Origin of the sequence: Halorubrum distributum JCM 10118 (assembly GCF_000337335.1) — an archaeon.
Lineage (GTDB): Archaea > Halobacteriota > Halobacteria > Halobacteriales > Haloferacaceae > Halorubrum > Halorubrum distributum.
This window is the reverse complement of the sequence record NZ_AOJN01000049.1, coordinates 251715-274536: the sequence shown is the minus strand read 5'-3', so window position 1 is coordinate 274536 and position 22822 is coordinate 251715. Positions and strand designations below refer to the sequence as shown.

Below are 22822 nucleotides of genomic sequence, written 5' to 3'. Positions count from 1 at the left end.
CGCCGGCGCCTCAGACTCCGGTGAGGAAGTTTCGGATCAGGTCGTGGCCCGAGCCGGTCAACACGCTCTCCGGGTGGAACTGGACCGCCTCGATCGGGTGCTCCCGGTGGCGGATCCCCATCACGATCGACTCGCCCTCGTGGTCCGTGGTGGCCGTCACGGCGAACGCCTCGGGCACCTCGGTCGCCGCGAGCGAGTGGTAGCGGCCGGCGCGGAACCCCTGGTCGAGCCCGCGGAACACGCCCTCCCCGTCGTGGTCGACGGGGAACGCCTTGCCGTGGACGGGTTCGGGGGCGTGCCCGACGGTCCCGCCGTACTCGTGGACGGCGGCCTCCAGCCCGAGGCACACGCCGAGCGTCGGCACCGTCGGCGAGAGGTCGCGTAACACGGGCATCGTCACGCCCACGTCGCGCTCGTTCTTCGGGTGGCCCGGACCCGGACTGACGATCACCGCGTCCGGCTCCGCGGCCTCGATCTCCGCGAGCGAGGCGGTGTTTTTGAACACGTCGACCGCGACCGGCTCCCCGTCAATCGTCTGGTCGGAGACGTACTCGACGAGGTTGTAGGTGAACGAGTCGAAGTTGTCGACGACGACGACCCTCATCGCTCGGCCTCCGTGCCGGTGGCGAGCGGCTCGTCACCGCGCTCGGCCTCGCCGCCCCCGCCCTCACCGTCCGCGTCCTCGCCCTCCGCGTCCTCCCGAATGCGGTCGATCGCGGTCAACACGCCGTCCATCTTCTGTTCGGTCTCCTCGTACTCCGCGGCCGGGTCGGAGTCGGCGACGAGGCCCGCGCCCGCCCGGACGCCGACGACCGACTCCTCGCCCGACTCGTCGAGCGTCGCGGTCCGGATCACGATCGCGAAGTCGGCGTCGCCGGTCCACGAGTAGTAGCCGACGCCGCCGCCGTACGCCTCGCGCGGGGTCGTCTCCAGGTCGTCGATGATCTCCATCGCGCGCACCTTCGGCGCGCCGGTGAGCGTCCCCGCGGGGAACGTCGCGCGCGTCGCGTCGAACGCGTCAGCGTCGGCCGCGAGCGTCCCCGTCACCGTCGACTCGATGTGCTGGACGTGGCTGTACTTCAGCACGTTCATGAACTCCTCGACGCGGACGGAGCCGGGCTCAGAGACGCGCCGCACGTCGTTGCGCGCGAGGTCGACGAGCATCGTGTGCTCGGCGCGCTCCTTGCCGTCCGCGAGCATCTCGCCCGCGAGCCGGCGGTCCTCGACCGGGCTGGTCCCGCGCGGGCAGGTGCCCGCGATCGGATTCGAGACGACCCGGTCGCCCTGTACCGACACGAGCGTCTCCGGGCTGGCCCCGACGACGCTCCGGTCGTCGTGGCGCAGCACGTACATGTACGGCGAGGGGTTCACGTCGCGGAGCGCCGCGTACAGCCCGAGCGAGTCGACCTCGCCGCGGAGCTCGCGGCTGCGCGAGATCACGCCCTGGTAGATGTCGCCGTCGAGGACGTGCCGCTTGGCGGTTCGGACGGCCTCCTCGTACTCCTCGCGCGGGTCCGCGGACTCCTCGCGCACGCGGACCCCGTCCGGATCCGGCGGCGACGCGGCCGCCAGTTCGGCCGCGACGCGCTCGGCCTCCGCGACGAGGTCGTCGTAGACCGCGCCCGGGTCGTCGTCGACCCCGATCACCGGCGTGAACACGAGTTCGGCGCCGCCCTCCCGCTCGTCGAAGACGACGGTCCGGGTCGTGAGCGCGAACTCGGCGTCCGGGAACTCGGTCCGCGGGCGCTCGACGCCGACCTCCTCCAGCCAGAGGTCGTAGACGGCCTCGTACGCGAGGAAGCCGACGAACCCGCCCGAGAGGATCTGCCGGTCGGTGTCGGGGAAGCCCCGCAGGCTCACGTCGGGGAACGCCGCGCGGACGCGGTCGACCGCGTCGCCGGCGTCGGGTCCGATTCCGGGCGCGGCCGACTCGGCGCCCTCGGCGTCGAGCCCGTCCCCGACGAACTCGGCGGCGGGCCCGAGTTCGGTCACCTCGGTGCGATCCGGGTGGACCGAGACGATCGCCTCGGGGTCGTAGCCGACGAACGAGTAACGGGCGTGCCGGTCCGCCTTCCCGCCGGACGTGAACGCGCCGTCGGGGTCGCTGGAGGCGACCTTCTCGCCGGACTCCAGCAGGAAGCCGTACGGCCCCTCGCCGACGAGGGTCGCGTACGCGCCGAGCGGGGTGACGTCGGCGTCGATCGAGGCCGACGCGCGGACCACTACCGGCCGCTCCGCGTCGGCCGCGAGCTCGACGAACTCGGCCTTCGAGCGGTCGAGCGAGGGGCCGCTCGCCGACGTCTCGGCGTCGTCGCCAGCGCCGTCGTCGCTCATGCCAGCTCCATCTCCCGGCCCGCGTTGGCGACGAAGCGGGCCACCGCGTTGTGGTCCTTCCGCCCGCCCTCGATCTCGACGCCCGAGGCGACGTCGACGGCGAAGGGGTCGGCGACCCGGACCGCCTCGGCGACGTTGTCGGCCGTGAGCCCGCCCGCCAGCACGACCGGGGTGGTGAGTCGCTCGGCGAGCTCGGCGGTCGCGCGCCAGTCGTGCGTCTCGCCGGTGCCGCCCGCCCCGGAATCGTCGGTCGAGTCGACGACCAGTGCGTCGACCGCGCCGTCGAACTCCTCGGCGCGTGCCGGGTCGTCCGCGTCGACCGTGAGCAGCACCTTCCGCTCGGTCTCCGCGCGGACGTACCGGAGCTCGTCGACGGTCCACTCGCCGTGGAGCTGGATCGCGTCGGGCGCGACCGTCCGGGCGAGATCGACCGCGCGCTCGGCCGAGTCGGGCATCGTCACGAGCGTCGCGGTGACGAAGGGGGGCACGTCCGCGAGCAGCTCCGCCGCCTCGGCGGGGTCGACCTCGCGCGGCGAGTCGACGGGGACCTCGGTGATGACGCCGACCGCGTCGGCGCCCGCGTCGACCGCGGCGCGGAGGTCGGCCTCACCGGTGATCCCGCAGATCTTCACCCGCGCCATCAGTCGTCGTCCTCCGCGGTCGCGGCCTCGGGGGCGTCGCCGAGCGACTCCCCGTCGCCGCAAAGCGCCGCGAACTTCTCGGCGGCCGCGCCGGAGTCGATCGCCTCGGCGGCGCGCTCGACGCCCGCCGCGAGGGTGTCGGCCTCGCCCGCGACGTAGATCGCCGCGCCCGCGTTCGCGAGGATGAGGTCTCGCTTCGCCCCCGTCACGGAGCCGTCGACGATCCCCCGCAGGTCGGCGGCGTTCTCCTCGGGCGTCCCGCCCGAGACGGCTTCGATCGGCGCGCGGTCGAGCCCGAGGTCATCGGGCTCAATCGTGAACTCCGTCACCTCCTCCCCGTCGACCTCGGCGGCGACGGTCTCCGAATGGATCCCGATCTCGTCCATGCCGGCGCCGTGGACGACGAGGGCGCGCTCGACGGGCATGTGCGCGAGCGACCGCACGATGACGGGCACGAGGTCGGGGTCGTAGACGCCGAGCACCTGCGCGTCGGCGCCCGCCGGGTTGGTGAGCGGGCCGAGGACGTTGAAGATGGTCCGCATCCCCAGCTCCTTGCGCGGGCCGATGACGGCCTTCATCGCCGGGTGGAAGACGGGCGCGAGCATGAAGCCGATCCCGTCTTCCTCGATCGCGTCCTCGACGGCTGGGGGCTCGGCCTCCACGTCGGCGCCCGCGACCTCCAGCACGTCCGCGCTGCCCGACGAGGAGGAGACCGAGTAGTTGCCGTGCTTGGCGATCGGGACCCCGGCGCCCGCGGCGACGATGGCCGCAGTCGTCGACACGTTGATCGTGTCGTAGTCGTCGCCGCCGGTGCCGCAGGTGTCGACGAGCGGCTCGCGCTCGGGCTCGATCGTGCGCGCCGCGTCGCGCATCCCCTGCGCGAACCCGGCGATCTCGGCCTCGGTCTCGCCCTTCGTGCGGAGCGCGGCGAGCAGCGCCCCGATCTGGGCATCCGTCGCCTCCTCGAAGACGAGCCGCGCGGCCTCGCGCGCCTCCTCGACGCTCAGATCCGTCCCGTCCGTCACGCGCTCGACCGTGTCGTTGAGATTCATTGTGTCCACCGATGTAGTATTCCGCGTTGTGATGTACAAGTATGTACACTAATTTAACGCTGTCGCCGCGGCGGTAGACGGTGACGCGCAGTGGCCGCGGACGAGAACGGTGAAGAGAGTCCGGACTGCGAAGAGAGCGGTGGCCGAGCCTATTCCGCGTCGAGCGCGGTCGACCCGTCTGCCTCGACGACGACGACCGGCACCTCGGCGTCGCCGACGACGGTGTCGGTCGTGGAGCCGAAGACGAAGCGACCGACGGTCCCGGTCGTCGGCGCGCCGACGACGACCAAGTCGTAGTACGCCGACTGCTCGACGACCGCGCCCGCCGCGGTCCGGTCCTCGACGAGCCAGCGGTCCGCGCGGTCGAATCCGCCGAGCCGCTCCTCGGCCGCGTCGAGGAGCCGCTCCCCGGCCGCGGCGTAGTCGGTCGCGTCCGGGTCGCCCGCGTCGACGGCGGTCCCCGAGGCGTCCGCGTCGGGGCCGGCGTCGGCGAGCGCCGCGTCCGAGGGGACGACGTGGAACAGTTCGAGCCACGCGTCGGTCGCCGCCGCGATCTCCCGCGCGACGTCGACGGTCGCCCCCGAGTGCGGACCGGGGCCGACGGCGACGAGGACCGAGGAGACGCGGTCGGGGCGCTCCGCGCGGTCGGCGCCGTTCAGCGACACGTCGGCGGCGGCCGGAATCTCGGCCGCGTCGTCGACCGCGGGGCGGATCACGGTGTCACCGACCGCGGGCGAGCCGGCGTGACCGGCGCCCCCGGTCCCGACCGAACCGCCCGACTCCCCGCGGGCGCCGCCGTTTCGCGTCCCGCCCTCTCGGACGTTTCCGCCGTCGGCGTCGCTCCCGTTCATACGCGAACGTCTGACGCTCGTCAGATAAATCCCGTTGGTTCCCGGCTCGGTACCGGTTCCGGACGGCGCTTCGTGGGGAGGAGCGGGCCGCCGGACACGGGCCCGGAGCCCGCTACTCGCGGAAGAATTCGTCGCGTTCGAACGCCTCGTCCTCGCCCTCGACCGCGAGCACGTCGAGCGCGGTCACCTCGGCGCCGACCCCGAGCAGGCCGGCGAGGCTCGGCTCGGTGCGGCCCTCGTCGCTCGATATCAGCTCCTTGATGTAGAGGCCCCCCTCGCCGCGGATCTCGACGGTCGCGTGACGGGAGTCGTCGAGCTCGGCGGTCGCCTCGTACACGTCTCGCTCGCGGGTGATGCTCGCCCGGCGGTGGTCGACCCGGTTGGGCGTGTACTGCTCGACGGTCGCGCCCGTCAGCTCCTCGACCGCCTCGGCGAGGGCGTCGGCGTCGACGTCCGCGTCGAAGGTCACCCGCGCGCGGTAGCGCTTCGCGGCGTCGTGTTCCTTCACGCGCTCGACCATGTCGTACGTCGCGAGCCGGAGCCCCTCGACCTCGACGGCGCCGTCGGCGAACGCGTTGATGTCCGACTGGAGTCGGTCGGTGTCGACCCGTCGCCGGCGCGGCTCCTCGACCTCGATCACGAACGGGCGCCCGGTGCCGAGCATGAGGGCGTCGACGTCCTCGCGGCCCGCGCCGTGGAACGTCGCCTCCGTCCCGTCCATCACGTCCTCGACGACCGGCGCGGTGTACTCCTCGACGCTGTCGTCGTAGAGGTAGCCCGAGCCGCCGCAGTGGTCGCAGGGGTCCGCGCCCTGCCGCCCCGACCCCTTACACTCGCGACAGGGCCACTCCGTCTGCGGGATGTCCCGCTCCAGTTTCCGATACCGCCCGTAGACGAACGTCGAGTTCACCTTCGCGTCGACCTCGTCTTCGGCCAAGTCGATCGTGAACTGGACGTCCGGGCGGTCGAAGGAGACCTCGGTGTCGGTGAGCCGCCCGAACCGCTTGCCGACCTCGCGGTTGAACTCCGACTTGAACGGCTCGCCCGCGTCCTCGTCGAGGCCGACGTCCGCGCGCAGCAGGGCCTCGTTCTCCTCGATCAGCGGCGGCGGGCGCGTCCCGACGTTGTACGTGGCGAACTCGATCCCCTCGACCGCCTCGGCCGCCCGCTCGGCCCACGCGTCGAACTCGGCGCAGCGCCCCTCGCACACCCAGCAGTCCGCGATCTCGACCGGCTCGTGGTCCTCGTCGTCGCGCAGCGCGAGCGACACCCGGAGCGCCGAGCCGCGGTCGGCGTTCGACAGCCCGAAGCTCCGGTCGGCGACGAGCCGGCCGAGACAGGCGTCGCACACCGGCCCGGTCTCGGTCGCGCGCGCCGCGACGTCGAGTACGTCCATACGCCCTCAAACGCGGCGCGTGGTAACTGTCTTACTACTCGGTCGAGACCGCGTCGAGGGCGCGTCGCGCCGGCCGGGGAACCGCGCGCCGGGCGGGACGCCCGCAGTCGGATCGTTCAATGTCGCCCGCCCGGAGGGGATCCGTATGGGAACGCCACTCGATCCGCGGGAGGAACAGGTCGCCGAGGTCCTCGACCGACTGTACGAGGAGTACCCCGACTCGACCATCTCGCTCAACTACTCGAACCGGCTGGAGCTGCTCATCGCAGTGATCCTCTCTGCGCAGTGCACGGACGAGCGCGTGAACAAGGTGTGCGCCGACCTGTTCGAGACGTACCACGGTCCCGAAGACTACGCGAACGCGCCCCAAGAGGAGCTGGCGGAGGCGATCAACTCGATCACCTACTACAACAACAAGGCGAAGTACATCCGCTCGGCGTGCGCGGACATCGCGGAGACGCACGACGGCGAGGTCCCCGACACGATGTCGGAGCTGACCGATCTGGCCGGCGTGGGACGGAAGACGGCGAACGTCGTCCTCCAGCACGGCCACGACGTGGTCGAGGGGATCGTCGTCGACACCCACGTCCAGCGGCTCACGCGACGGCTCGGGATTACGGAGGAGGAGCGCCCGGAGGCGATAGAGCAGGACCTGCTGGAGGTCGTCCCCGAGAGCGACTGGCAACAGTTTACCCACCTCATGATCGACCACGGCCGCGCGACGTGCACCGCGATCAACCCCGACTGCGCCGACTGCGCGCTCGCCGACGTCTGTCCCTCGGAGAAGGGCGACAGCGAGGTGGACCTCGCGAGCGGCGAGGCCTGTCTCTTATACACATCTCTGAGNCATCAGAGATGTGTATAAGAGACAGGTATTTAAAGACCCGGCAGATGCGGGGTGTCGGTCGAATCCGTCCCGCCGAGGGGGAACTCGCTTCTCGGTTTATACGGGTATCCGGCGTATCCGTAAGTGAGGAGAGACACTATGTCCACCAAAACCACAAACGAGTTCGGCGGAGAGATCGGCGGCGTCACGCTGTTGGGGAAGGCGCACTCGCTGTCGGCGCTGTTCATCGTCCTGCTCCGGGCGACCATCGGCGGGATGATCCTGTTCGCGGGGCTCGGGAAGGTCTCCGAGTGGCCGTTCGACGCGGCCGGGTACCTCGCGAACATCGACCCCGCGAGCCCGGTCAGCGGACTGTACGCCGCGATGGCGTCGAACGCCGCGCTGATGGAGTTCGTCAACGTGTTCGTGCCCGTGACGCAGCTGCTCATCGGCGCCGCGCTCATCACCGGCGCGTTCGTCCGCCTGGCCGCGTTCGGCGGCGCCGCGCAGATGATGCTGTTCTACCTCGGCGGGTGGAGCGGTGAGTTCCTGTCGCTGTTCGGCTCGACGCTGGTGTACGCGATCGTGTTCCTCACGGTCGCCGCGTTCGGCGCGGGCCGCGTCCTCGGGCTCGACGCCTACATCGAGAACATCGAGGTCGGCGGGCAGGCGCTCGTCGAGAAGTTCCCGGCGCTCCGGTACGTCCTCGGCTGAACGGGGGCACGGTGATGCGGGGAGTATCGGAGCAGCGGCGCGCGACCGCACGCCGCCGACTCGTTTTCGACGGACGGGCGTTCGGTGCGATAGAGTCCGCTTTTCGCGTTCGAGGTATCAGCGGTCCGTCGACGGTTGCGACCGCGACGGAGAGACCCTCACTCCGCAGGGATGCGAACCGTCAGCACCGGGACCGGAGACTGCCGGACGACCCGCTCCGCGATGGAACCGATCAGGTAGCGGTCGATCCCCGTCCTGCCGTGAGTTCCCATCACGATGACGTCGACGCCGGCGGCGTCCGCGTAGTCGAGGATTTCGGCGTGAGGCACGCCCGACTCGACGTGACGCTCGACGGCGACGTCGTCCGGAAGCGCACCGACGGCGTCGTCGACGGCTCGCTCGGCGCGTTCGCGCTCGGCGTCCTCCCAGGTCTGGTTTCCGAAGCCCATGCTCGGGCCCTCGAATCGGTTCCGCGTGTCGACGACCGACAGCGCGTGAACCGTCGCGTCGTACCGCTGGGCGAGCGAGCCAATGTGCGCGGCGACCGTTGCCGTTCCGTCGCTTCCGTCGGTCGGTAAGAGCAGATTGTCGTACATGTGTGGATGTTTCGTGGCTGGCCGTATCAGATCCCGGCCCCGCCGGCCATCAGGAACAGCGCGGCCGAGATGGCGGCGAAGAGACCGGCGACGCCCTTCTGGATGGTTCCGGTGTCGAGCGCGTTCGAGACGTACGGAGCGATCTGCCCGCCGGTGACCGTCGCGGGGACCGTGAACACGACCATGTTCCAGGGCGTCGAGGCGAGGCTCAGCGAGTGGACCCCGCCGACGCCGAACGCGCCGAGGATCGCCCCGCCGAAGACGTGGACGAGCGAGGCGAGGATCGCCGTCGTCGCGACGATAATGTGGTTAGTCCCGATAGCGACTCGGGTGGGGACGCCGGTCCGGAGCTGGGAGATGATCCCGAGCTCGCCGCTTCCGAAGCCGGCCAGCCCCTGAAAGGTCCCGCCCACGCTGTAGTTAGCGAACCGTTCGAGGTACCCGGACCAGGAGTACTCGTACGTGTCGCCCTCGCGGTCGACCCGGGTCACTTCGCCCTCCTCCGTCGCGTCGACGCCCGCGGGACCGAGCTTCCCGTCGTCGTCGGGGAGCTCCGCCGGCGCGCCGCCGTCGGCCGCGACGGCGTCGTCGCTCTCGTCCGGCTCACCGTGACCGATGTCGGCGTTGAGCATCAGGTAGCCGGCGACGAGCAGCGCCGCGCCGAGGGCCGCGTGGAACAGCGGCTCCGGAATGAAGAAGGACAGCAGCGCCCCGGCGATGACGAACGGGACGCTCCCGACGACGATCGTCAGCGCCAGCCGCCGGTCGACCAGCCCGTACTGGATGAACGCGATCGACGAGGCCGAGAGGCCGAACGACTCGCTGATCAGCCCCACCTTCACGAGCGTCTCCGGCGTGAGCGTCTCCCCCGCCAGCAGCGGGAAGATGAAGATCAGAAACGGTACGAAAAGCGCCGAGCCGCTGATTCCGACCGTGTTGACGGTCGTCGCCCCGAGCAGGAAGAAGGGGAACAGCCACCAGTACTCCAGCCAGTAGTCCACCCCGCCGCTGCCGCCGGTCGGTGCGGCGAACAGCACGAGCGCCACGAACACCGCAGGCGCCGCGAAGACGAATATGTGCTGATACTTCAGGAACGACTTCTGGAGCCGTTGCGATCGGGTTGCGCTCATCGGTAGTAGTGTTTCAAAGCGGTGTTGTGCGGGCGAAGGCGGTCAGAGGTGAGCGGTGGGAGTCCGCCGGTGAGCGATGAGAGGGCCGACATCCGGACGGACCCTCCCGCTCGGAGCGCGGTCTCGAAAATCCGTCGCGGTACCGGTTCGATCGTGAGGTCACGTGTCGACCCGCGTTTCGTGAATCCGCGTGTAAAGAATCTCCGTTTCAGGGCGTTTGTAATCAAAAAGCCGGATAATTCGGAGAGTATCTGGTTTTTCCCCAAGATGCCCGGTTCTGCCCCGATGCGCGCGGTGAATCCCGTACGGTCGTCCGAGCGATCCTCGTACCGACCGGGACTCGAACGGGCGGAAGGCGACACCGGCGCTGCGTTTCGGGTTCCAATCCATATAAGACCGCGCGGGCGGAACGGAGGCGTAATGGAACTCGGTTCGCGGGACGCGTTCTCCCGGATGGGGACGCTCGGCATCGAGGAGGAGTTCTACATCGTCGATGCCGACGGCTACCCCACGTCCGGGACCGACGACCTCGTGTACGGCCGCGACCCGCCAGCGTCGGTGCCGGAGGGGTTCGACCACGAGCTGTTCGAGTGTACGATAGAGGCCCAGACCGAGACGATCGACGACCCGGCGAACGCGGCGGACGCGCTCGCGACGGTCCGCGAGGCGCTCGTCGACCACGCCGCCGCGGACGGGTATCGGATCGCGGCCGCGGGCCTCCACCCGGCGGCGAAGTGGCGCGAGCTCGACCACGTCCAGAAGCCGCGGTACCAGACGCAGTTGGACCGGATCCAGTACCCCCAACACCGGAACACGACCGCGGGGCTCCACGTCCACGTCGGCGTCGACGACGCGGACAAGGCCGTCTGGGTCGCGAACCGCCTCCGGTGGCACTGTCCGGTGCTGCTCGCGCTGTCCGCGAACTCGCCGTTCTGGAACGGGTTCGACACCGGGCTCGCGTCGGCCCGCGCGAAGGTGTTCGAGAACCTCCCGAACACCGGTGTCCCCTCGGCGTTCGAGGACTTCGACGCCTTCCAGCGGTACGAGCGCCGGATGGTCGAGACGGACTCCATCGCGGACCGCGGCGAGCTGTGGTTCGACGTGCGCCCCCACACCGGCCACGGCACCGTGGAGGTGCGCGCGCCCGACGCCCAGCGCGACCCCGAAGTGACCTTGGCGCTCGCCGAGTACGTCCGCGCGCTGGTCGTCGACTACGCCGAGCGGTACGAGGACGGCGAGTCGCCCGCGTCGCTGCGCCGCGAGCTGCTCGACGAGAACAAGTGGCGCGCGATCCGGCACGGCCACGACGCCGCGTTCGTCGACCGCGACGGCGAGGGGACGACCGCGCTCGGCAAAATCGTCGAGGCGGAGTGCGACCGACTCGGCGTCGACGGCATCCGCGAGGTGTACGAGGCCGAGAGCGGCGCCGCGCGGCAGCGCCGGATCCGCGAGGAGTCGGGCGCCGACGCGCTGCGTACGGACCTCCTCGTGAGCCCCTAACCCCAGAATCGAACGCCTCGGGGGCGCTTCCGGAAGTTCCGTCGGAACAAAAGCGACGAGAAACGCTTTTGCCCGCGTAGCCCCCAGTTTCCGGCATGACCACGGACGATTCACCGAGCGATCCGGGAGACGACCCGGAGGAGTCGCCGACGGACCGGACCCGCGAGGAGCTCCGGAAGACGAAAGAGCGGCTCGGCGAGGGCGCGGACAGAGCCGTCAAGGGGTTCGACGACAACGTCGTCGACCTGCTCGCGTGGCTGCTCGACACCGAGACCCGCGCGCGCATCTACGTCTACCTCCGCGACAACCCCCACAGCACGAGCGACGAGGTCGCGGACGGCACGGGGCTGTACCCCAGCACCGTCCGCGAGGCGCTCGCGGAGCTCCACGACGAGGGCACCGTCGAGCGCGGCAAGCGGAAGGCGGAGGGCGCCGGCAACAACCCCTACGAGTACGAGGCCATCGCGCCGAGCGAGCTGGTCCGCACCGTCGTCGGCGACGTCCAAGCGGAGCTGAACGCCGTCTTCAACCTCGACCGCCGGCTCGGCGGGGAGTCTCCCGACGGCGACACCGAACCGGTCCAGATCTCCGTCGACAGCGAGGACGGTGACGGCGACGACGAGGCACCCGACGGTGATGAAGACGGAATCGGCGAGGACGCCGACGGCGACGACGCGGACGACGACGAGCGGGCGAACTGAGCCGACCGGCACCGACTTCCACTCGTCCGACCGCGGTTCGGGACGTTTTAAGTTCGACCCGCGCAACGGAGACGCATGAACGTCGCGCTGGGGGGTACGTTCGATCCCGTTCACGACGGCCACCGCAAGCTGTTCGAACGGGCGTTCGAGCTGGGTGACGTCACCGTCGGGCTCACCTCCGACGACTTGGCGCCGGAGACCCGACACGTCGAGCGGTACGTCCGCCCCTACGACCGGCGCGAGCGTGACCTGGAAGAAGAGTTGGCCCCGCGGGCCGAGGCGCACGGGCGCGAGTACGAGATCCGCGAGCTGACGGAGCCGACCGGCATCGCGGTCGAGCCGGAGTTCGACGCGCTGATCGTCTCCCCCGAGACGAAGGGCGGCGGCGAGCGGATCAACGAGATCCGCGCCGAGCGCGGCCGCGACCCGCTCGACCTGGTCGTCGTCGACCACGTGAGCGCCGAGGACGGCGAGCGCATCTCCTCGACGCGGATCGTCGCGGGCGAGATCGACGAACACGGCAACCTCACCCCCGACCGCGAGGGGCGGGGCGCGACGCGACCGGAATGACTGGCGACGACGGGGGAGAGGGGGACGCGGCCGAGTCCCGCCGCGCGGCGCTCCGACGGATCGCCCTCGGTGAATCCGGCTTCGAACGGGCGACGGTGTGGAGTGCGGTCGGCTTCGCGCTGGCGTACGTCGCGTTCGACGCGACCGCCGCAGTCGGCGTCGGAAGCGCGGCGACCACGGGGTCACTCGCCGCGGTGACGGCGCTCGGTGCGGTCGCGTTCGCCGCGACCGGTGGCGGCGCGTTCCCCGCGATACTGCTCGCCTACGGACCGTTCGCGGGGACGCTGCTTCGGGCGGTCGGACCGGAGCCCTACGTGTCGCCCTTCGCGGTCGGCGGTCCGGCCGCGACCGCGTTCACCGCTCCGCTCGCCCTCGCCGGCGCGGTCGCGGTCGCGGTCGGCGCCGCGTCGGCGGTCGTCGGCTTCCTCTTCTCCCGGATCGCGGCCTCGCGGTAGCGCCCCGCCGGGATCCGAACCACCTCAGTCCTCCAGCGTCCCGTTCAGCACCTTCGCGGCGACGAGTATCGGGTCCCACACCGGGCTGAACGGCGGCGCGTACGCGAGGTCCAGCCGCTCGATTTCGGGGACCGTCATGTCCGCCTCGATCGCGGTCGCGAGCGTGTCGATCCGTATCGCCGCGCGGTCGGTGCCGACGATGCTCCCGCCGAGGAGGCGCCCCGTGTCGCGGTCGGCGACGAGCGTCACGTCCGTCTCGGCCGCGCCGGGGTAGTAGCCCGAGCGCGACCCCGCGGTCACCGTCTCGCTCACCGGGTCGAAGCCGGCTTCCTCCGCCTTCTCTCGGTCCAGAATCCCGACGCGGGCGGCCTCGGCGTCGAACGCCTTCACGGCCGCGGTGCCCGCGATGTCGCCGACGGGCGTCGGGTCGCCCGCGACCGTCGCGCCGATGGCCCGCCCGGCGCGGTTCGCGGTGAGGCCGAGCGGGACCCAGTCGGGCTCGCCGGTCACCGCGTGGCGCGCGGTGGCGCAGTCGCCCGCGGCGTACACGTCCGGCAGGCTGGTGCGCCCGCGGTCGTCGACGCGGATCGCGTCGCCCGTCCCGAGGTCGACGCCGGTGCCGTCGAGGAGATCGGTGTTCGGTCGGATCCCGACGCCGACGACCGCCATGTCGACGGGGACGCGGTCGGTGGACGCTCCGTCGCCTTCGCCCGCGACCTCGATCGACTCGATCCGGTCGTCTCCGACGAGCGCCTCGACCGGTGCGTCCGTGTGAACCGCGACACCCTCGGCTTCGAGCGCCTCTTCGACGCGGTTCCCGACGGTCTCACCGAACGGCGAGAGGAGGTGGCCGGAGCGGTGGAACACGTGGACGTCCAGTCCGCGCTCCGAGAGCGCCTCGGCGACCTCGACGCCGACGTAGCCGCCGCCGACGACCGCGGCGGTCTCGGGGGCCGGCATCGCCGCGTTGCGGTCCACGCGCTCGCGGTCGACCGCGCTCACGTCGGCGCGTTCGGGGTCGTAGGCGTCCGGCTCGGCGACGTACGCGTCGATGGCGGCGGCCGCGTCCATGTTGTGCAGCGTGAACGCGCCGTCGACGTCGCGGACGTCGAAGGGGCCGGTGGTCGCGCGGGCGCCGGTGGCGACGAGCAGGTCGTCGTACGCCTGCTCGAACCGGTCGCCGTCGGCCGTCTCGACGGTGACGCGCTTCGCGTCGGGGTCGACGGCGACGACTTCGGACCCTCGTCGGAGGTCGATCCCCCGCTCGTCGACGTCGCTCGGCGACAGCGAGAGGAGGTCCGACATGCGGTCGACGTAGCCGGCGATGAAGTAGGGCATCCCGCAGTAGGCGTACGAGATCCAGCGGCCCTTCTCGAAGACGACGACCTCGCGGTCGGGCGCCTCGCGCCGGAACTTGCTGGCCGCGCTCAACCCAGCCGCGTCGGCCCCGACGACCACGAACGGATCGCTCATAGCTGGACATCGACTGGCCGGGTGAAAAAGTCACGCCGTGGGTGCGGGGCGGGCGCGCGGCCGTCGGCCCCGACATCGACCGGCGTTGACCGTCGGCCGCGACCCCGACCAGCCTCGGTCGGGCTCAGTCCTCGTCCGCCAGCCGCGAGAGCGTCTCGCGGGCGTTCGCGACGGCCTTCTCCTTTTTCGCCGGGTACGCCTCGACCTTCGTGCGGACGGTGATCCCGGGACCGAGCCGGACCTCGTCGCGGAACGCCGCCTGCTTGTCGAGGCGGAGGAACAGCGCGCAGTTGTCGTCGACGCGCTCGTCGAGCTCGTCGAGGACCCGGTCGAGGTCCTCCAGCTCCGCGAGCCGGTCGAGCACGTGTCGCATCTCGTCGGCGCGCTCGACGCGCGCCGAGAGGACGACGATCCGGTCCCCGTGATGGCCAACGTTCTCGACGCGTTCGAGCTCGACGTCCTCGGGCAACAGTGAGTACAGCGCCTGCTCGACGCGTTTCACGTCCTCCGTGGCGTACGAGAACGCGCGGAGGTCGACGTAGTGGAAGGGGACTTTCGGCATGCGGTACGGGTGGGGGCGGCGTTACTCCTCGCTCTCGACGGCGTCGAGCGCGTCCTCCGGGACGCCCGTCTCCTGGCCGTCCTCGAAGCTGACCGTGTACGTCGCGTCGCCGAACATCGTCTCCATCACCTGCGTGATCGTCCCCGTCTCGCCGTCGTACTCGCTGTGTTTGTCGTGGAGCACGACCTCGTCTTCCTTCTCGAAGCTCATGGCGTCTCGTTCCGGAGGGACGCTTAAAAGCGCGCGGATCCGGAGCGAGACGACGGGAGCGAGCCGGCGGAGTCGAGCCGGCCGAGTCGGAAGGAGAGCGGTCCGTCCCTCACGTCACCGAGAGCAGCGCCGCGCCGAACGCGACCATCAGCGCGATCCCCACCGCGAGCCAGACGACGGCGCTGTCGACGGCCATCGCGACGCCGACCGCGACGCCGACCGCGACCAGCCCGAAGACCGCGCCCGCGACCCCGCCGCGCTGTACCAGGCGGTCGAGCGCGTTCACCGCGCGCTGTCGGGCCGGCGGCTCCGGCGTGCGCTCCGGGGGCGCGGAGAGCTCCTCGTCGACGGCGACCGACCGGTCCGGGGTCTCGGGCGAGGGGTCGACCCGCACGTCGACGTACGTCGTGTTCGACCCGTAGCCGGTGACGATCTTCAGTTTGCCGCGGACCGGTTCGTCGACGTCGGCCGTCGAGACGTGGACGTGGCGGGTGGCCTCGTCGGCGACGTAGTGGTTGACCTCGTCGACCGCGGTCACCCGGTCGAGGTCGTCGTCGAAGTGGAGGTGGACGTGCGTCGAGCGACCGCTGTTCTCGAGCACGACCGGAAACGGTCCGTCGGTGACGAACGAGTCCGGGGCGTCGATGTCGTGGACCGTCTCCCCGTTCAGTTCGACGTCGAGTGTCGGCACGGGTGAGACCACGACCCCGTACTAAAAAAAGATTCACACGACCGAGGGGTTTCGGAAGAGGGTGTCGCCGCCGTCGCGGCCCGTCCGCGTTGGAGGGTCCTACGCCGCGGTACGCCCGATCCGGTGCCCTAAGCCGCGGCCTCTTCGCGCATGTCCGGTGGCAGGAGGTTCGGGATCCCGTCCTCGATGGGGTACGTCTCGCCGCACTCCGTGCAGGTGAGCGTCCCGGCGAGGACCTCCTCGTCGTCCGCGTCGTCGACGTCGAGTTCGAGGGTCGCCTTGTCGAGCGGACAGCAGATCACGTCCATCAGGGATTCCTTCATACCGCTCGGTTGGGTTGGACCGATAAAAAAGCGTGCGGGTCGCGGCCGGTCCGGAGAGAACGGCGCGTCGAGGGCGGCCGGAACCGGCCGCCGCGAGCGACCCGGATAACAACCTCTTTGCCGCCGCGCGCCCCCCTCCATGACATGGGCATCCCGGCGGAGCGGATCGAGCGGCTGTTCGTCCTCGCCCGCGAGGCGGTCGTCGACGACGAGTACGACCGCGCCCGCGGGTACGTCGCCCGCGCCCGCCGGATCGCCGAGCGCAACCGCTGCGGCGTTCCCTCCGAGCTCTCCAGGCGCGCCTGCGACGACTGCGCCGTCTACCTTCGGCCCGGGAAGACGAGCCGCGTCCGGGCGCGACCCGGGCGCGTGGTCGTTCGGTGTCTGGAGTGCGGGGCGACGGCGCGGTACCCGTACGGTGAGGAATGATCGCAGCGGTCGCTGGCCGACGACGCCGCCCTCTCGACGCGGTCGCCGCGTGGCCGGTCGAAGCGGGACACCGAAACGACTAATCCGAATTTCGGGAAACACGGAGGCGTGACCGGATACGACGCGGTTCTCTTCGACAACGACGGCGTCTTGGTCGAGCCGCCGGCCCACGAGACGGCGGTCGAAGCGACGCGGGAAGCGTTCGAAGCGGTAGGCGTCCGAGACCCGGACCAAGCGCACGTCGACGACGTCGTACGCGGGACGACCGTCGAGAGACTGCGTGAGATGTGCGCGGTCTACGATGTGGACGTGGAGGCGTTCTGGCGAGCCCGAGAGCGGCTCGACGAACGGTCTCAGTTCGAGAAGTTCGAGTCGGGGTCACGGGCGCTCTACGACGACGTTCAGAGCGTCACGAACCTCGATCGACCCCGCGGCGTCGTGAGCAACAACCACCACAGCACGGTCGCGTTCGTGTTGGACTTCTTCGGCCTGCGGCACGCGTTCGACACCTATCACGGCCGAGAGAAGAGTGTCGAGAGCCTGGACCTGAAGAAGCCGAACACGCACTATCTCGACCGGGCGCTCGCGGAGCTCGGCGCCGAGTCGGCGCTCTACGTCGGCGACAGCGAGAGCGACGTGAGAGCGGCCCACCGGGCCGGGTTGGACTCGGCGTTCGTCCGACGGCCACATTGCCGGGACACGACCCTCTCCGTCGCGCCCACCCACGAAATCGACTCGCTCCGCGAACTCGCGGCCGTGACGGACGCGTGAGCGGAGACCGACCCCGAGGGCGATGCCCCCGAACCGAACTGATGATCCGTGCGCGTCCCCCGGAGTCGCCGGGACGAGCTGAGCAGAGCGGACGCGCTCCGCCGTCGGATACGGACTACTCGGCGCGCTCGCGCAGCCGTTCGAGCACCGAGACCGTCCCGTCCATGAACCCCTCGCCGACCACCTCGTCGGCCGCCTCGCGGGCGGCGTCGTCCGCGTTGGCGACCGCGTACGACTCGCCGGCGACCTCGAACGTGGAGACGTCGTTCTCGCTGTCGCCGACCGCGACGAACGCGGCGGGGTCAATGTCGAGCGCGTCGGCGACGACGCCGAGCGCCCGCCCCTTGCTGACGCCCGTCGACTTGACGTGGTAGGCGTAGCCGGTGTCGACGACCTCCACGTCGTCGACGGCCGCGGCGACCTCGCGCAGGAGCGCCTCGTCGGCGTCGGGCGAGACCGCGACCTCCGTCTCGCGCCAGCGGTTCACCGTGTCGCCGTCGCCCCACCCGATCTCGCCGCCGCGCTCGCGGAACGCCTCGACGACGGCCCAGGCTGCGTCCGGGTCGCCGACCACCGTCGTCTCGCCGTCCGCGTACGCGACGCCGCCGTTCTCCGCGATCACCGTCTCCTCGCGCCCGAGGAAGTGCGCGAGCGCCACCGGGTACGGGAACGCCTTCCCGGTGGCGAACACGACCGGCGCGTCCCACGCGGGCAGCAGTTCGAAGACTCGCGGATCGATCCGGTGGTCCGGCGTCGTCAGCGTGCCGTCGATGTCGAGCGCGAGGGGCGGAACCATACCTCCGGGTCGGCGATTCGGCGACAACTGTCTTCCGTTCGATCGGCTCTGGCACGTCGAGGGAGCGGAGCGACCGGGCGGTTATTTATAAGTCGTCTGCGACGTCGCGACGAACGTCGCTACCGTTCCGGTCTCTTACTTATAAATAGTTGCTGGCGGATCGGCGGCGAACACCGCCAAAGCCCCAGCCGCTCGCTTATAAATAGTTGATTTGGGGTCTGCGACGAACACCGCCAAAGCCCCAGCCGTGAGGGCCGCGCACACTCGTTGCGCTCCTCGGTCGCTCGCGCTGCTCGCTCCCTGCGGTGCTAACGTCGCCTGCGCGGCCCTCACGGCTGCCCCTTTGAGTCCCGCCCCGCACAGCAACCGCACCTCACGCCTCCCCAGCCTCGTCGCTCACGCCCTGCGGGCGTTCGCGACTCCCTCGCGCGTGCTCCTCGCGCCNCCTCCCCAGCCTCGTCGCTCACGCCCTGCGGGCGTTCGCGACTCCCTCGCGCGTGCTCCTCGCGCCCGCTGGGCGCTCGGAGGCACACGCCACCGCGTCCATTTATAAACAATTGCCGCTGTCACTTACATCTTTAAAAAAAACCGTATCGCCGTTGTTGATCCGGTTGGGTCGCCCCCTTTGGCCGCTATCCCGTCCGGACGCGTCGGTCGAACAGCTCGCGGAAGACGACCGTCGGGAACAGCGGCACGAGCCGGCTCGGGGGGCGCCCCTTGCCGTCGCTTCGGGTGACGGTGACGCGTTCGAGCAGGCCGGCGTCGGCCAGCTCGTAGAGGACGCGCCGCACCGTCGACGCCGAGAGATCGACGCCGGGGCGGGCGGCGATGGCCTCGGTCGCCACGCCGACCGTCGACCGCTCGTCCTCGGAGAGCCCGGCGAGCTCGTAGAGGAGCCGCTGGCGGCTCTCGGGGAGCGCCAGCACCCGCCCCAGCGCCACGCAGGGGCGAGGGACGCCGTCGATGCCGGCGTCGACGTCGCCGGAGCGGACCGTCGACGCGCCCGCCCGCTCCGCGTTGGCCGCCGCGCCCATCACGGCGGCGAGCGCGTCGTGGGCGTCGCCCGCGGCCCACTCGACGATCTCGCGGATCTGGTCGTGGGAGAGCGCGTCGCGGCCGAGCCCGGTCGAACACCGGCTCGTCAGCAGCTCGACGAGCACGTGCCGGCGGTACTTCGCGAACTCGACGGTGGTCTCCGGCTCCCAGTCGATCGCGTCCGGCGGGTCGCGGCCGAGACAGGCCGGCGTGACCCGCTCGCCCACGTCGTTCAGCCAGTCGATCAGCGTCGCCGCCGTCGGCGTCTCGGTCTCGTTCGTGTGGTCGACCGCGACGACGAGGTCGGGACCCGTGCGCATCGCGTCGCGCAGCGAGTCGGCCAGCTCCTCGGTCCCGATCCCGTGGTCCGGTACGGGCTCGTCGCTCATCGCGGTCAGCATCGCGTGGTACAGTCGGAAGCGGGTCGACGCGTTCCGCGCGTCGACGTAGACGAACCCGGGGATCGTCGGCTCGACCGCCCGCGTCGTCGTCTGGATGGCGCGCCGCGGCCCGCTGTGGCTCGCCAGCCGGTCGAACAGCGCGGAGACGACCGCCGACTTCCCGCTCCCCTTCGGCCCGTACACGTAGACGCTCGGCGGGAGCGAGCCGGAGAAGGCGGGCTCGAACACGTCGAGGAGCCGCTCTATCGCCGGCCCGCGGCCGACCGGCGAGTCGACGTGTCGGACCGGGGAGACGGCCTCGAAGTCGGCGAGGACGCTCATGCCGGCGTCGTAGCCGAGCCGTCGCTCGATCCGGTCGTCGATGTTCACGGCCGACCCTCCGAGGTAGGCGAACAAAACTGGCACGAAGCGGAGTCGGCGCGGGGCCGGTCGCGGTCGGGACGGGCGTCGGCGAGGGCCCCCCGGGCGGCGGCGACGCCGGCCGGGCGACGGCCGTCGCTCTCGAACCGAGTGCGTCGGCGTTCGCGTGTCCAGGCTGGTCTCATTGGTGTCCGGCGACTTGGTTGGAGGGTGCTTCGCTCGCGGAGCGGTCCTCGGCCGCTACGAGGGGGCCGACGCGGCGTCGGCCCCCGCGAGCGGGCTCAGAGGTACCCGGCGTTCGGCAGGACGCCGAGGATGGCGAGAATGCCCACGAGGAGCATCATGATCGCGATCGCCATCGCCGGCGGGTCCACGTGGGTCCCGGAGTGCGAGTAGAACATCCGCTGGGTGACCTCGCCGAGGAGGCCGCTCAGCGCGCCGAAGACGCCGGCGGCCAGCAGCGCGACGACGCCCCCGGCGACGGGGTCGATGACGACCGCGCCGACCGCGCCGAGCAGCGTGATGTGGTGCGTTACCGGGATCTTCTCGACGCCAAGGTTGAGGAACAGCAGGCTCATCGCCGAGATGCCGTAGCCGAGGAAGATGCTCCCCGTCTGGAGCCAGATGTACCCGCCGAGGATGCCGCCGACGAGCCCGATCGTCGTGACCCCCGCCCACTTGTACTGGTGGGGGAGCCACGGCTCGGTCGCCGGGCGGCCGGCGTGTTCCTCGGGGCCGCCGTCGGCCTGCGGGTGCATGTCGCCGCGCTCGAACGGGGACATGTCGAACAGTCCCTTCCCGGCTGGCTTCCCGACGATCGGGTAGCCGAAGACGGGGCGCGCGAGGAACGCGGTCGCGAACACCGACACGGCGATGAAGTCCGTCGGGGGCGTCATCTCCAGCACGTTGATAAAGACGCCGTTGGCGATCCGGGTGAACAGCATCCCGACGACGCCGAAGATCGCTCCCACGGCGAGGATGTCGGGCTTCGTCCCGAACGCGTACGTGATGTCTTTCCCGAAGTGGTACCCGCCGTCCGCGGGGTTCATATCGGGATACTTCTTGCCGGCGTACGCCGAGGCGGCCACGCCGCCCGCGAACGCGATGTGCGGCCCGGTGATCGCCCCGAAGCCGATGACGCCGGTGATGCCCGCCGCGAGCTCGCCCGCGGGGATGCCCTCGACCGCGCCGATCTGTCGCTGGAGGATGCCGATTCCCTCACCGAGGAAGACGACAAACCCGGTGAAGATGAACGACGGCAGCGCGCCGAGCGCGGCGCCGAACGCCCCGCCCGCCAGCGCGGTGATGAACAGCAGCAGGAACTGCTCGACCTCCATCCCGATGACCGGGACCTGGAGCAGGAGTCCGCTCATCTACTCGTCCTCCTCGTCGATCGCCCAGTCCTTCGAGCGCTCGACCGCGTCGTCCCAGCGGCTGTACAGCTTGTCGACCTCGCCTTGGGACTTCTCGGGCGTGAAATCGCGGTCGACCTGCCAGTTGTCGCGCAGCTCGTCGACGGTGTCCCAGTAGCCGACCGCGAGCCCGGCGGCGTACGCCGAGCCGAGCGCGGTCGTCTCGTCGACCTCCGGTCGCGCGATCTCGGTCTGGATGATGTCGGACTGGAGCTGACAGAGGAAGTTGTTCTTCACCGCGCCGCCGTCGACGCGGAGGCTCGTCGTCTCCACGCCGGAGTCGGCCTCCATGGCCTCGGCGATGTCGCGGGTCTGGTAGGCGATCGACTCGAGCGTCGCCCGGACGATGTGCTCCTTGCTCGTCCCGCGCGTCATCCCGACGATGGTGCCGCGGGCGCGGCCGTCCCAGTGCGGGGCGCCGAGCCCGGTGAACGCCGGGACCATGTAGACGCCGTCGGTCGAGTCGACCGAGCGCGCCAGCTCCGCGGTCTGGGCCGCGTTGTTGATCAGGTCGACGTCCTCGAGCCACTCGATCGCGGCCCCGGTGATGAAGATGGACCCCTCCAAGGCGTACTGGACGGGCTCGCCGGACATCTGGAACCCGATCGTCGTCAGCAGCCCGTGGTCGGACTCGACGGCGTCGGTCCCCGTGTTCATCAGGTAGAACGAGCCGGTGCCGTAGGTGTTCTTCGCGTCGCCCTCGTCGAAGCAGGTCTGGCCGAACAGCGCGGCCTGCTGGTCGCCGAGCGCGCCGGCGACGGGGACCTCCTCGCCGAGGAACCCGTCGGGGTCCGTGTGTCCGTAGTAGTCCTCGTCGGAGGAGGGGCGTACCTCGGGCACCATCTCCTTCGGTACGTTGAACTCCTCGAGGAGCTCGTCGTCCCACTCCAGATCCCGGATGTTGTACAGCATCGTCCGGGAGGCGTTGGTGACGTCAGTGATGTGGTTGCCCGTCAGGTTGTAGATGAGCCACGAGTCGATGGTGCCCATCACGAGCTCGCCGGCGCGGGCCCGGTCGCGCAGGTCGCCGCCGCGGGAGCTCTGCATCTTGAGCGGCTCGGCGTTGTCGAGGATCCACTCCGTCTTCGTCGCGGAGAAGTACGCGTCGGCCTCGAGACCGGTCTTCTCCCGGATCTCCTCGACCTTGTCCGCCTCCTGAAGCTCCTCGACGCGGTCGGTCGTCCGCCGGTCCTGCCACACGAGCGCGTTGTGGACCGGTCGGCCGGAATCTTTGTCCCAGACGATCGTCGTCTCGCGCTGGTTGGTGATGCCGATCGCTTCGAGCTGGTCGGCGTCGAGCCCCGCGTCCGCGAGGCCGTCGAGGACGACCTGCTGGGTGTTCTCCCAGATCTCCATCGGGTCGTGTTCGACCCAGCCCGGGTTCGGGTAGATCTGTTCGTGCTGTTCGTAGGCGTTCGCGACGACCTGCCCCGCGTGGTCGAACACCATGAATCGGGTGCCGGTCGTCCCCTGGTCTATCGCACCGACGTACTGTGTCATGTTGTGGATCCCTCCTGTGGCGCTGGTCCGTGCGCGGCGGTGACCTGGCCGCCCTCGTCGTCGAGGGCGAACCCGGCGCCGCGTTCGCCGTCG

The 22822-nt window shown here is 70.6% G+C and carries 25 protein-coding genes; 8 read left to right on the top strand and 17 right to left on the bottom strand.

The genetic code is table 11. The features are described from left to right. Positions 1 to 10 precede the first annotated feature (10 nt). From trpG to C466_RS10265, 6 genes are all read right to left on the bottom strand, one after another. A complete protein-coding gene (gene trpG / locus C466_RS10290; RefSeq protein WP_004596186.1) occupies positions 11 to 604 on the bottom strand; it encodes an anthranilate synthase component II in 594 nt (197 codons plus the stop codon). Further along, a complete protein-coding gene (trpE, locus tag C466_RS10285) occupies positions 601 to 2334 on the bottom strand; it encodes an anthranilate synthase component I (RefSeq protein ID WP_004596188.1) in 1734 nt (577 codons plus the stop codon). The genes trpG and trpE overlap by 4 nt, the downstream gene beginning before the upstream one ends. Further along, positions 2331 to 2975, bottom strand: coding sequence for a phosphoribosylanthranilate isomerase (locus C466_RS10280; RefSeq protein ID WP_004596190.1), 645 nt, complete (start codon positions 2973 to 2975; stop codon positions 2331 to 2333). Before C466_RS10280 ends, trpE begins: the two co-directional genes overlap by 4 nt. Then, the gene (gene trpD / locus C466_RS10275; protein ID WP_004596192.1) at positions 2975 to 4027 is read right to left on the bottom strand and encodes an anthranilate phosphoribosyltransferase; all 1053 of its coding nucleotides are present in this window, start codon (positions 4025 to 4027) and stop codon (positions 2975 to 2977) included. Before trpD ends, C466_RS10280 begins: the two co-directional genes overlap by 1 nt. 149 nt (positions 4028 to 4176) lie before the next feature. Next, positions 4177 to 4878 carry a universal stress protein gene (locus tag C466_RS10270; protein WP_004596194.1) on the bottom strand — a complete coding sequence of 234 codons (702 nt, stop codon included), beginning with the start codon at positions 4876 to 4878 and terminating at the stop codon, positions 4177 to 4179. Positions 4879 to 4990: 112 nt separating this feature from the next. Further along, complete coding sequence (locus tag C466_RS10265) at positions 4991 to 6274, bottom strand: tRNA pseudouridine(54/55) synthase Pus10 (RefSeq protein ID WP_004596196.1); 1284 nt, start codon at positions 6272 to 6274, stop codon at positions 4991 to 4993. 145 nt (positions 6275 to 6419) lie between these two features. On the opposite strand from C466_RS10265, the gene nth reads away from it, so the two are divergent. Both nth and C466_RS10255 read left to right on the top strand, forming a co-directional pair. After that, positions 6420 to 7139: an endonuclease III gene (nth, locus tag C466_RS10260; protein ID WP_004599784.1), complete on the top strand. Its 720-nt coding sequence runs from the start codon at positions 6420 to 6422 to the stop codon at positions 7137 to 7139. Positions 7140 to 7259: 120 nt separating this feature from the next. After that, positions 7260 to 7814, top strand: a complete 555-nt coding sequence (locus C466_RS10255) for a DoxX family protein (RefSeq protein WP_004596207.1) — start codon at positions 7260 to 7262, stop codon at positions 7812 to 7814. Positions 7815 to 7972: 158 nt separating this feature from the next. On the opposite strand, the gene C466_RS10250 is transcribed toward C466_RS10255, so the two are convergent. Continuing rightward, complete coding sequence (locus C466_RS10250; protein ID WP_004596208.1) at positions 7973 to 8410, bottom strand: universal stress protein; 438 nt, start codon at positions 8408 to 8410, stop codon at positions 7973 to 7975. A 26-nt stretch (positions 8411 to 8436) separates the two neighbouring features. Next, positions 8437 to 9540, bottom strand: a complete 1104-nt coding sequence (locus C466_RS10245) for a sulfite exporter TauE/SafE family protein (RefSeq protein WP_004596209.1) — start codon at positions 9538 to 9540, stop codon at positions 8437 to 8439. A gap of 420 nt (positions 9541 to 9960) precedes the next feature. Here C466_RS10245 and C466_RS10240 point away from each other — a divergent pair, with 420 nt between their 5' ends. From C466_RS10240 to C466_RS10225, 4 genes are all read left to right on the top strand, one after another. Continuing rightward, positions 9961 to 11040: a glutamate--cysteine ligase gene (locus C466_RS10240; protein ID WP_004596210.1), complete on the top strand. Its 1080-nt coding sequence runs from the start codon at positions 9961 to 9963 to the stop codon at positions 11038 to 11040. Positions 11041 to 11135: 95 nt separating this feature from the next. Next, the gene (locus C466_RS10235) at positions 11136 to 11741 is read left to right on the top strand and encodes a winged helix-turn-helix domain-containing protein (RefSeq protein WP_004596211.1); all 606 of its coding nucleotides are present in this window, start codon (positions 11136 to 11138) and stop codon (positions 11739 to 11741) included. Between the two features lie 75 nt (positions 11742 to 11816). Next, entirely contained in the window at positions 11817 to 12311 is a 495-nt protein-coding gene (locus C466_RS10230) for a phosphopantetheine adenylyltransferase (RefSeq protein ID WP_004596212.1), read from the top strand. Next, positions 12308 to 12766, top strand: coding sequence for a hypothetical protein (locus C466_RS10225; RefSeq protein WP_004596214.1), 459 nt, complete (start codon positions 12308 to 12310; stop codon positions 12764 to 12766). Before C466_RS10230 ends, C466_RS10225 begins: the two co-directional genes overlap by 4 nt. A gap of 24 nt (positions 12767 to 12790) precedes the next feature. On the opposite strand, the gene C466_RS10220 is transcribed toward C466_RS10225, so the two are convergent. The 5 genes from C466_RS10220 to C466_RS10200 all read right to left on the bottom strand — a co-directional run bounded on the left by C466_RS10220 (position 12791) and on the right by C466_RS10200 (position 16025). Next, on the bottom strand, positions 12791 to 14239 hold the full coding sequence (locus C466_RS10220; RefSeq protein WP_004596216.1) for an FAD-dependent oxidoreductase: 1449 nt from the start codon (positions 14237 to 14239) through the stop codon (positions 12791 to 12793). Positions 14240 to 14363: 124 nt separating this feature from the next. Further along, on the bottom strand, positions 14364 to 14801 hold the full coding sequence (locus tag C466_RS10215; protein ID WP_004596217.1) for an RNA-binding protein: 438 nt from the start codon (positions 14799 to 14801) through the stop codon (positions 14364 to 14366). A gap of 21 nt (positions 14802 to 14822) precedes the next feature. Continuing rightward, positions 14823 to 15011 carry a hypothetical protein gene (locus C466_RS10210; protein ID WP_004050211.1) on the bottom strand — a complete coding sequence of 63 codons (189 nt, stop codon included), beginning with the start codon at positions 15009 to 15011 and terminating at the stop codon, positions 14823 to 14825. Between the two features lie 109 nt (positions 15012 to 15120). Beyond that, on the bottom strand, positions 15121 to 15702 hold the full coding sequence (locus C466_RS10205) for a DUF7524 family protein (protein ID WP_004596223.1): 582 nt from the start codon (positions 15700 to 15702) through the stop codon (positions 15121 to 15123). 128 nt (positions 15703 to 15830) lie between these two features. Next, the gene (locus C466_RS10200; RefSeq protein ID WP_004596226.1) at positions 15831 to 16025 is read right to left on the bottom strand and encodes a methytransferase partner Trm112; all 195 of its coding nucleotides are present in this window, start codon (positions 16023 to 16025) and stop codon (positions 15831 to 15833) included. A 144-nt stretch (positions 16026 to 16169) separates the two neighbouring features. Here C466_RS10200 and C466_RS10195 point away from each other — a divergent pair, with 144 nt between their 5' ends. Further along, on the top strand, positions 16170 to 16454 hold the full coding sequence (locus C466_RS10195; RefSeq protein ID WP_004596228.1) for a ribonuclease P protein component 4: 285 nt from the start codon (positions 16170 to 16172) through the stop codon (positions 16452 to 16454). Between the two features lie 108 nt (positions 16455 to 16562). Beyond that, on the top strand, positions 16563 to 17225 hold the full coding sequence (locus tag C466_RS10190) for an HAD family hydrolase (RefSeq protein ID WP_004596230.1): 663 nt from the start codon (positions 16563 to 16565) through the stop codon (positions 17223 to 17225). A 115-nt stretch (positions 17226 to 17340) separates the two neighbouring features. Here the strand turns inward: C466_RS10190 and C466_RS10185 are convergent, their stop codons facing one another. The 4 genes from C466_RS10185 to glpK all read right to left on the bottom strand — a co-directional run bounded on the left by C466_RS10185 (position 17341) and on the right by glpK (position 22729). After that, the gene (locus C466_RS10185; RefSeq protein WP_004596232.1) at positions 17341 to 18021 is read right to left on the bottom strand and encodes an HAD-IIB family hydrolase; all 681 of its coding nucleotides are present in this window, start codon (positions 18019 to 18021) and stop codon (positions 17341 to 17343) included. Positions 18022 to 18653: 632 nt separating this feature from the next. Beyond that, on the bottom strand, positions 18654 to 19826 hold the full coding sequence (locus tag C466_RS10180; RefSeq protein ID WP_004596234.1) for a Cdc6/Cdc18 family protein: 1173 nt from the start codon (positions 19824 to 19826) through the stop codon (positions 18654 to 18656). A 272-nt stretch (positions 19827 to 20098) separates the two neighbouring features. Next, a complete protein-coding gene (locus C466_RS10175; RefSeq protein ID WP_004596236.1) occupies positions 20099 to 21190 on the bottom strand; it encodes a hypothetical protein in 1092 nt (363 codons plus the stop codon). Next, positions 21191 to 22729 (bottom strand): glycerol kinase GlpK, encoded by a 1539-nt coding sequence (glpK, locus tag C466_RS10170; RefSeq protein WP_008365231.1) that lies wholly within the window; start codon positions 22727 to 22729, stop codon positions 21191 to 21193. Between the last annotated feature and the right edge of the window lie 93 nt (positions 22730 to 22822).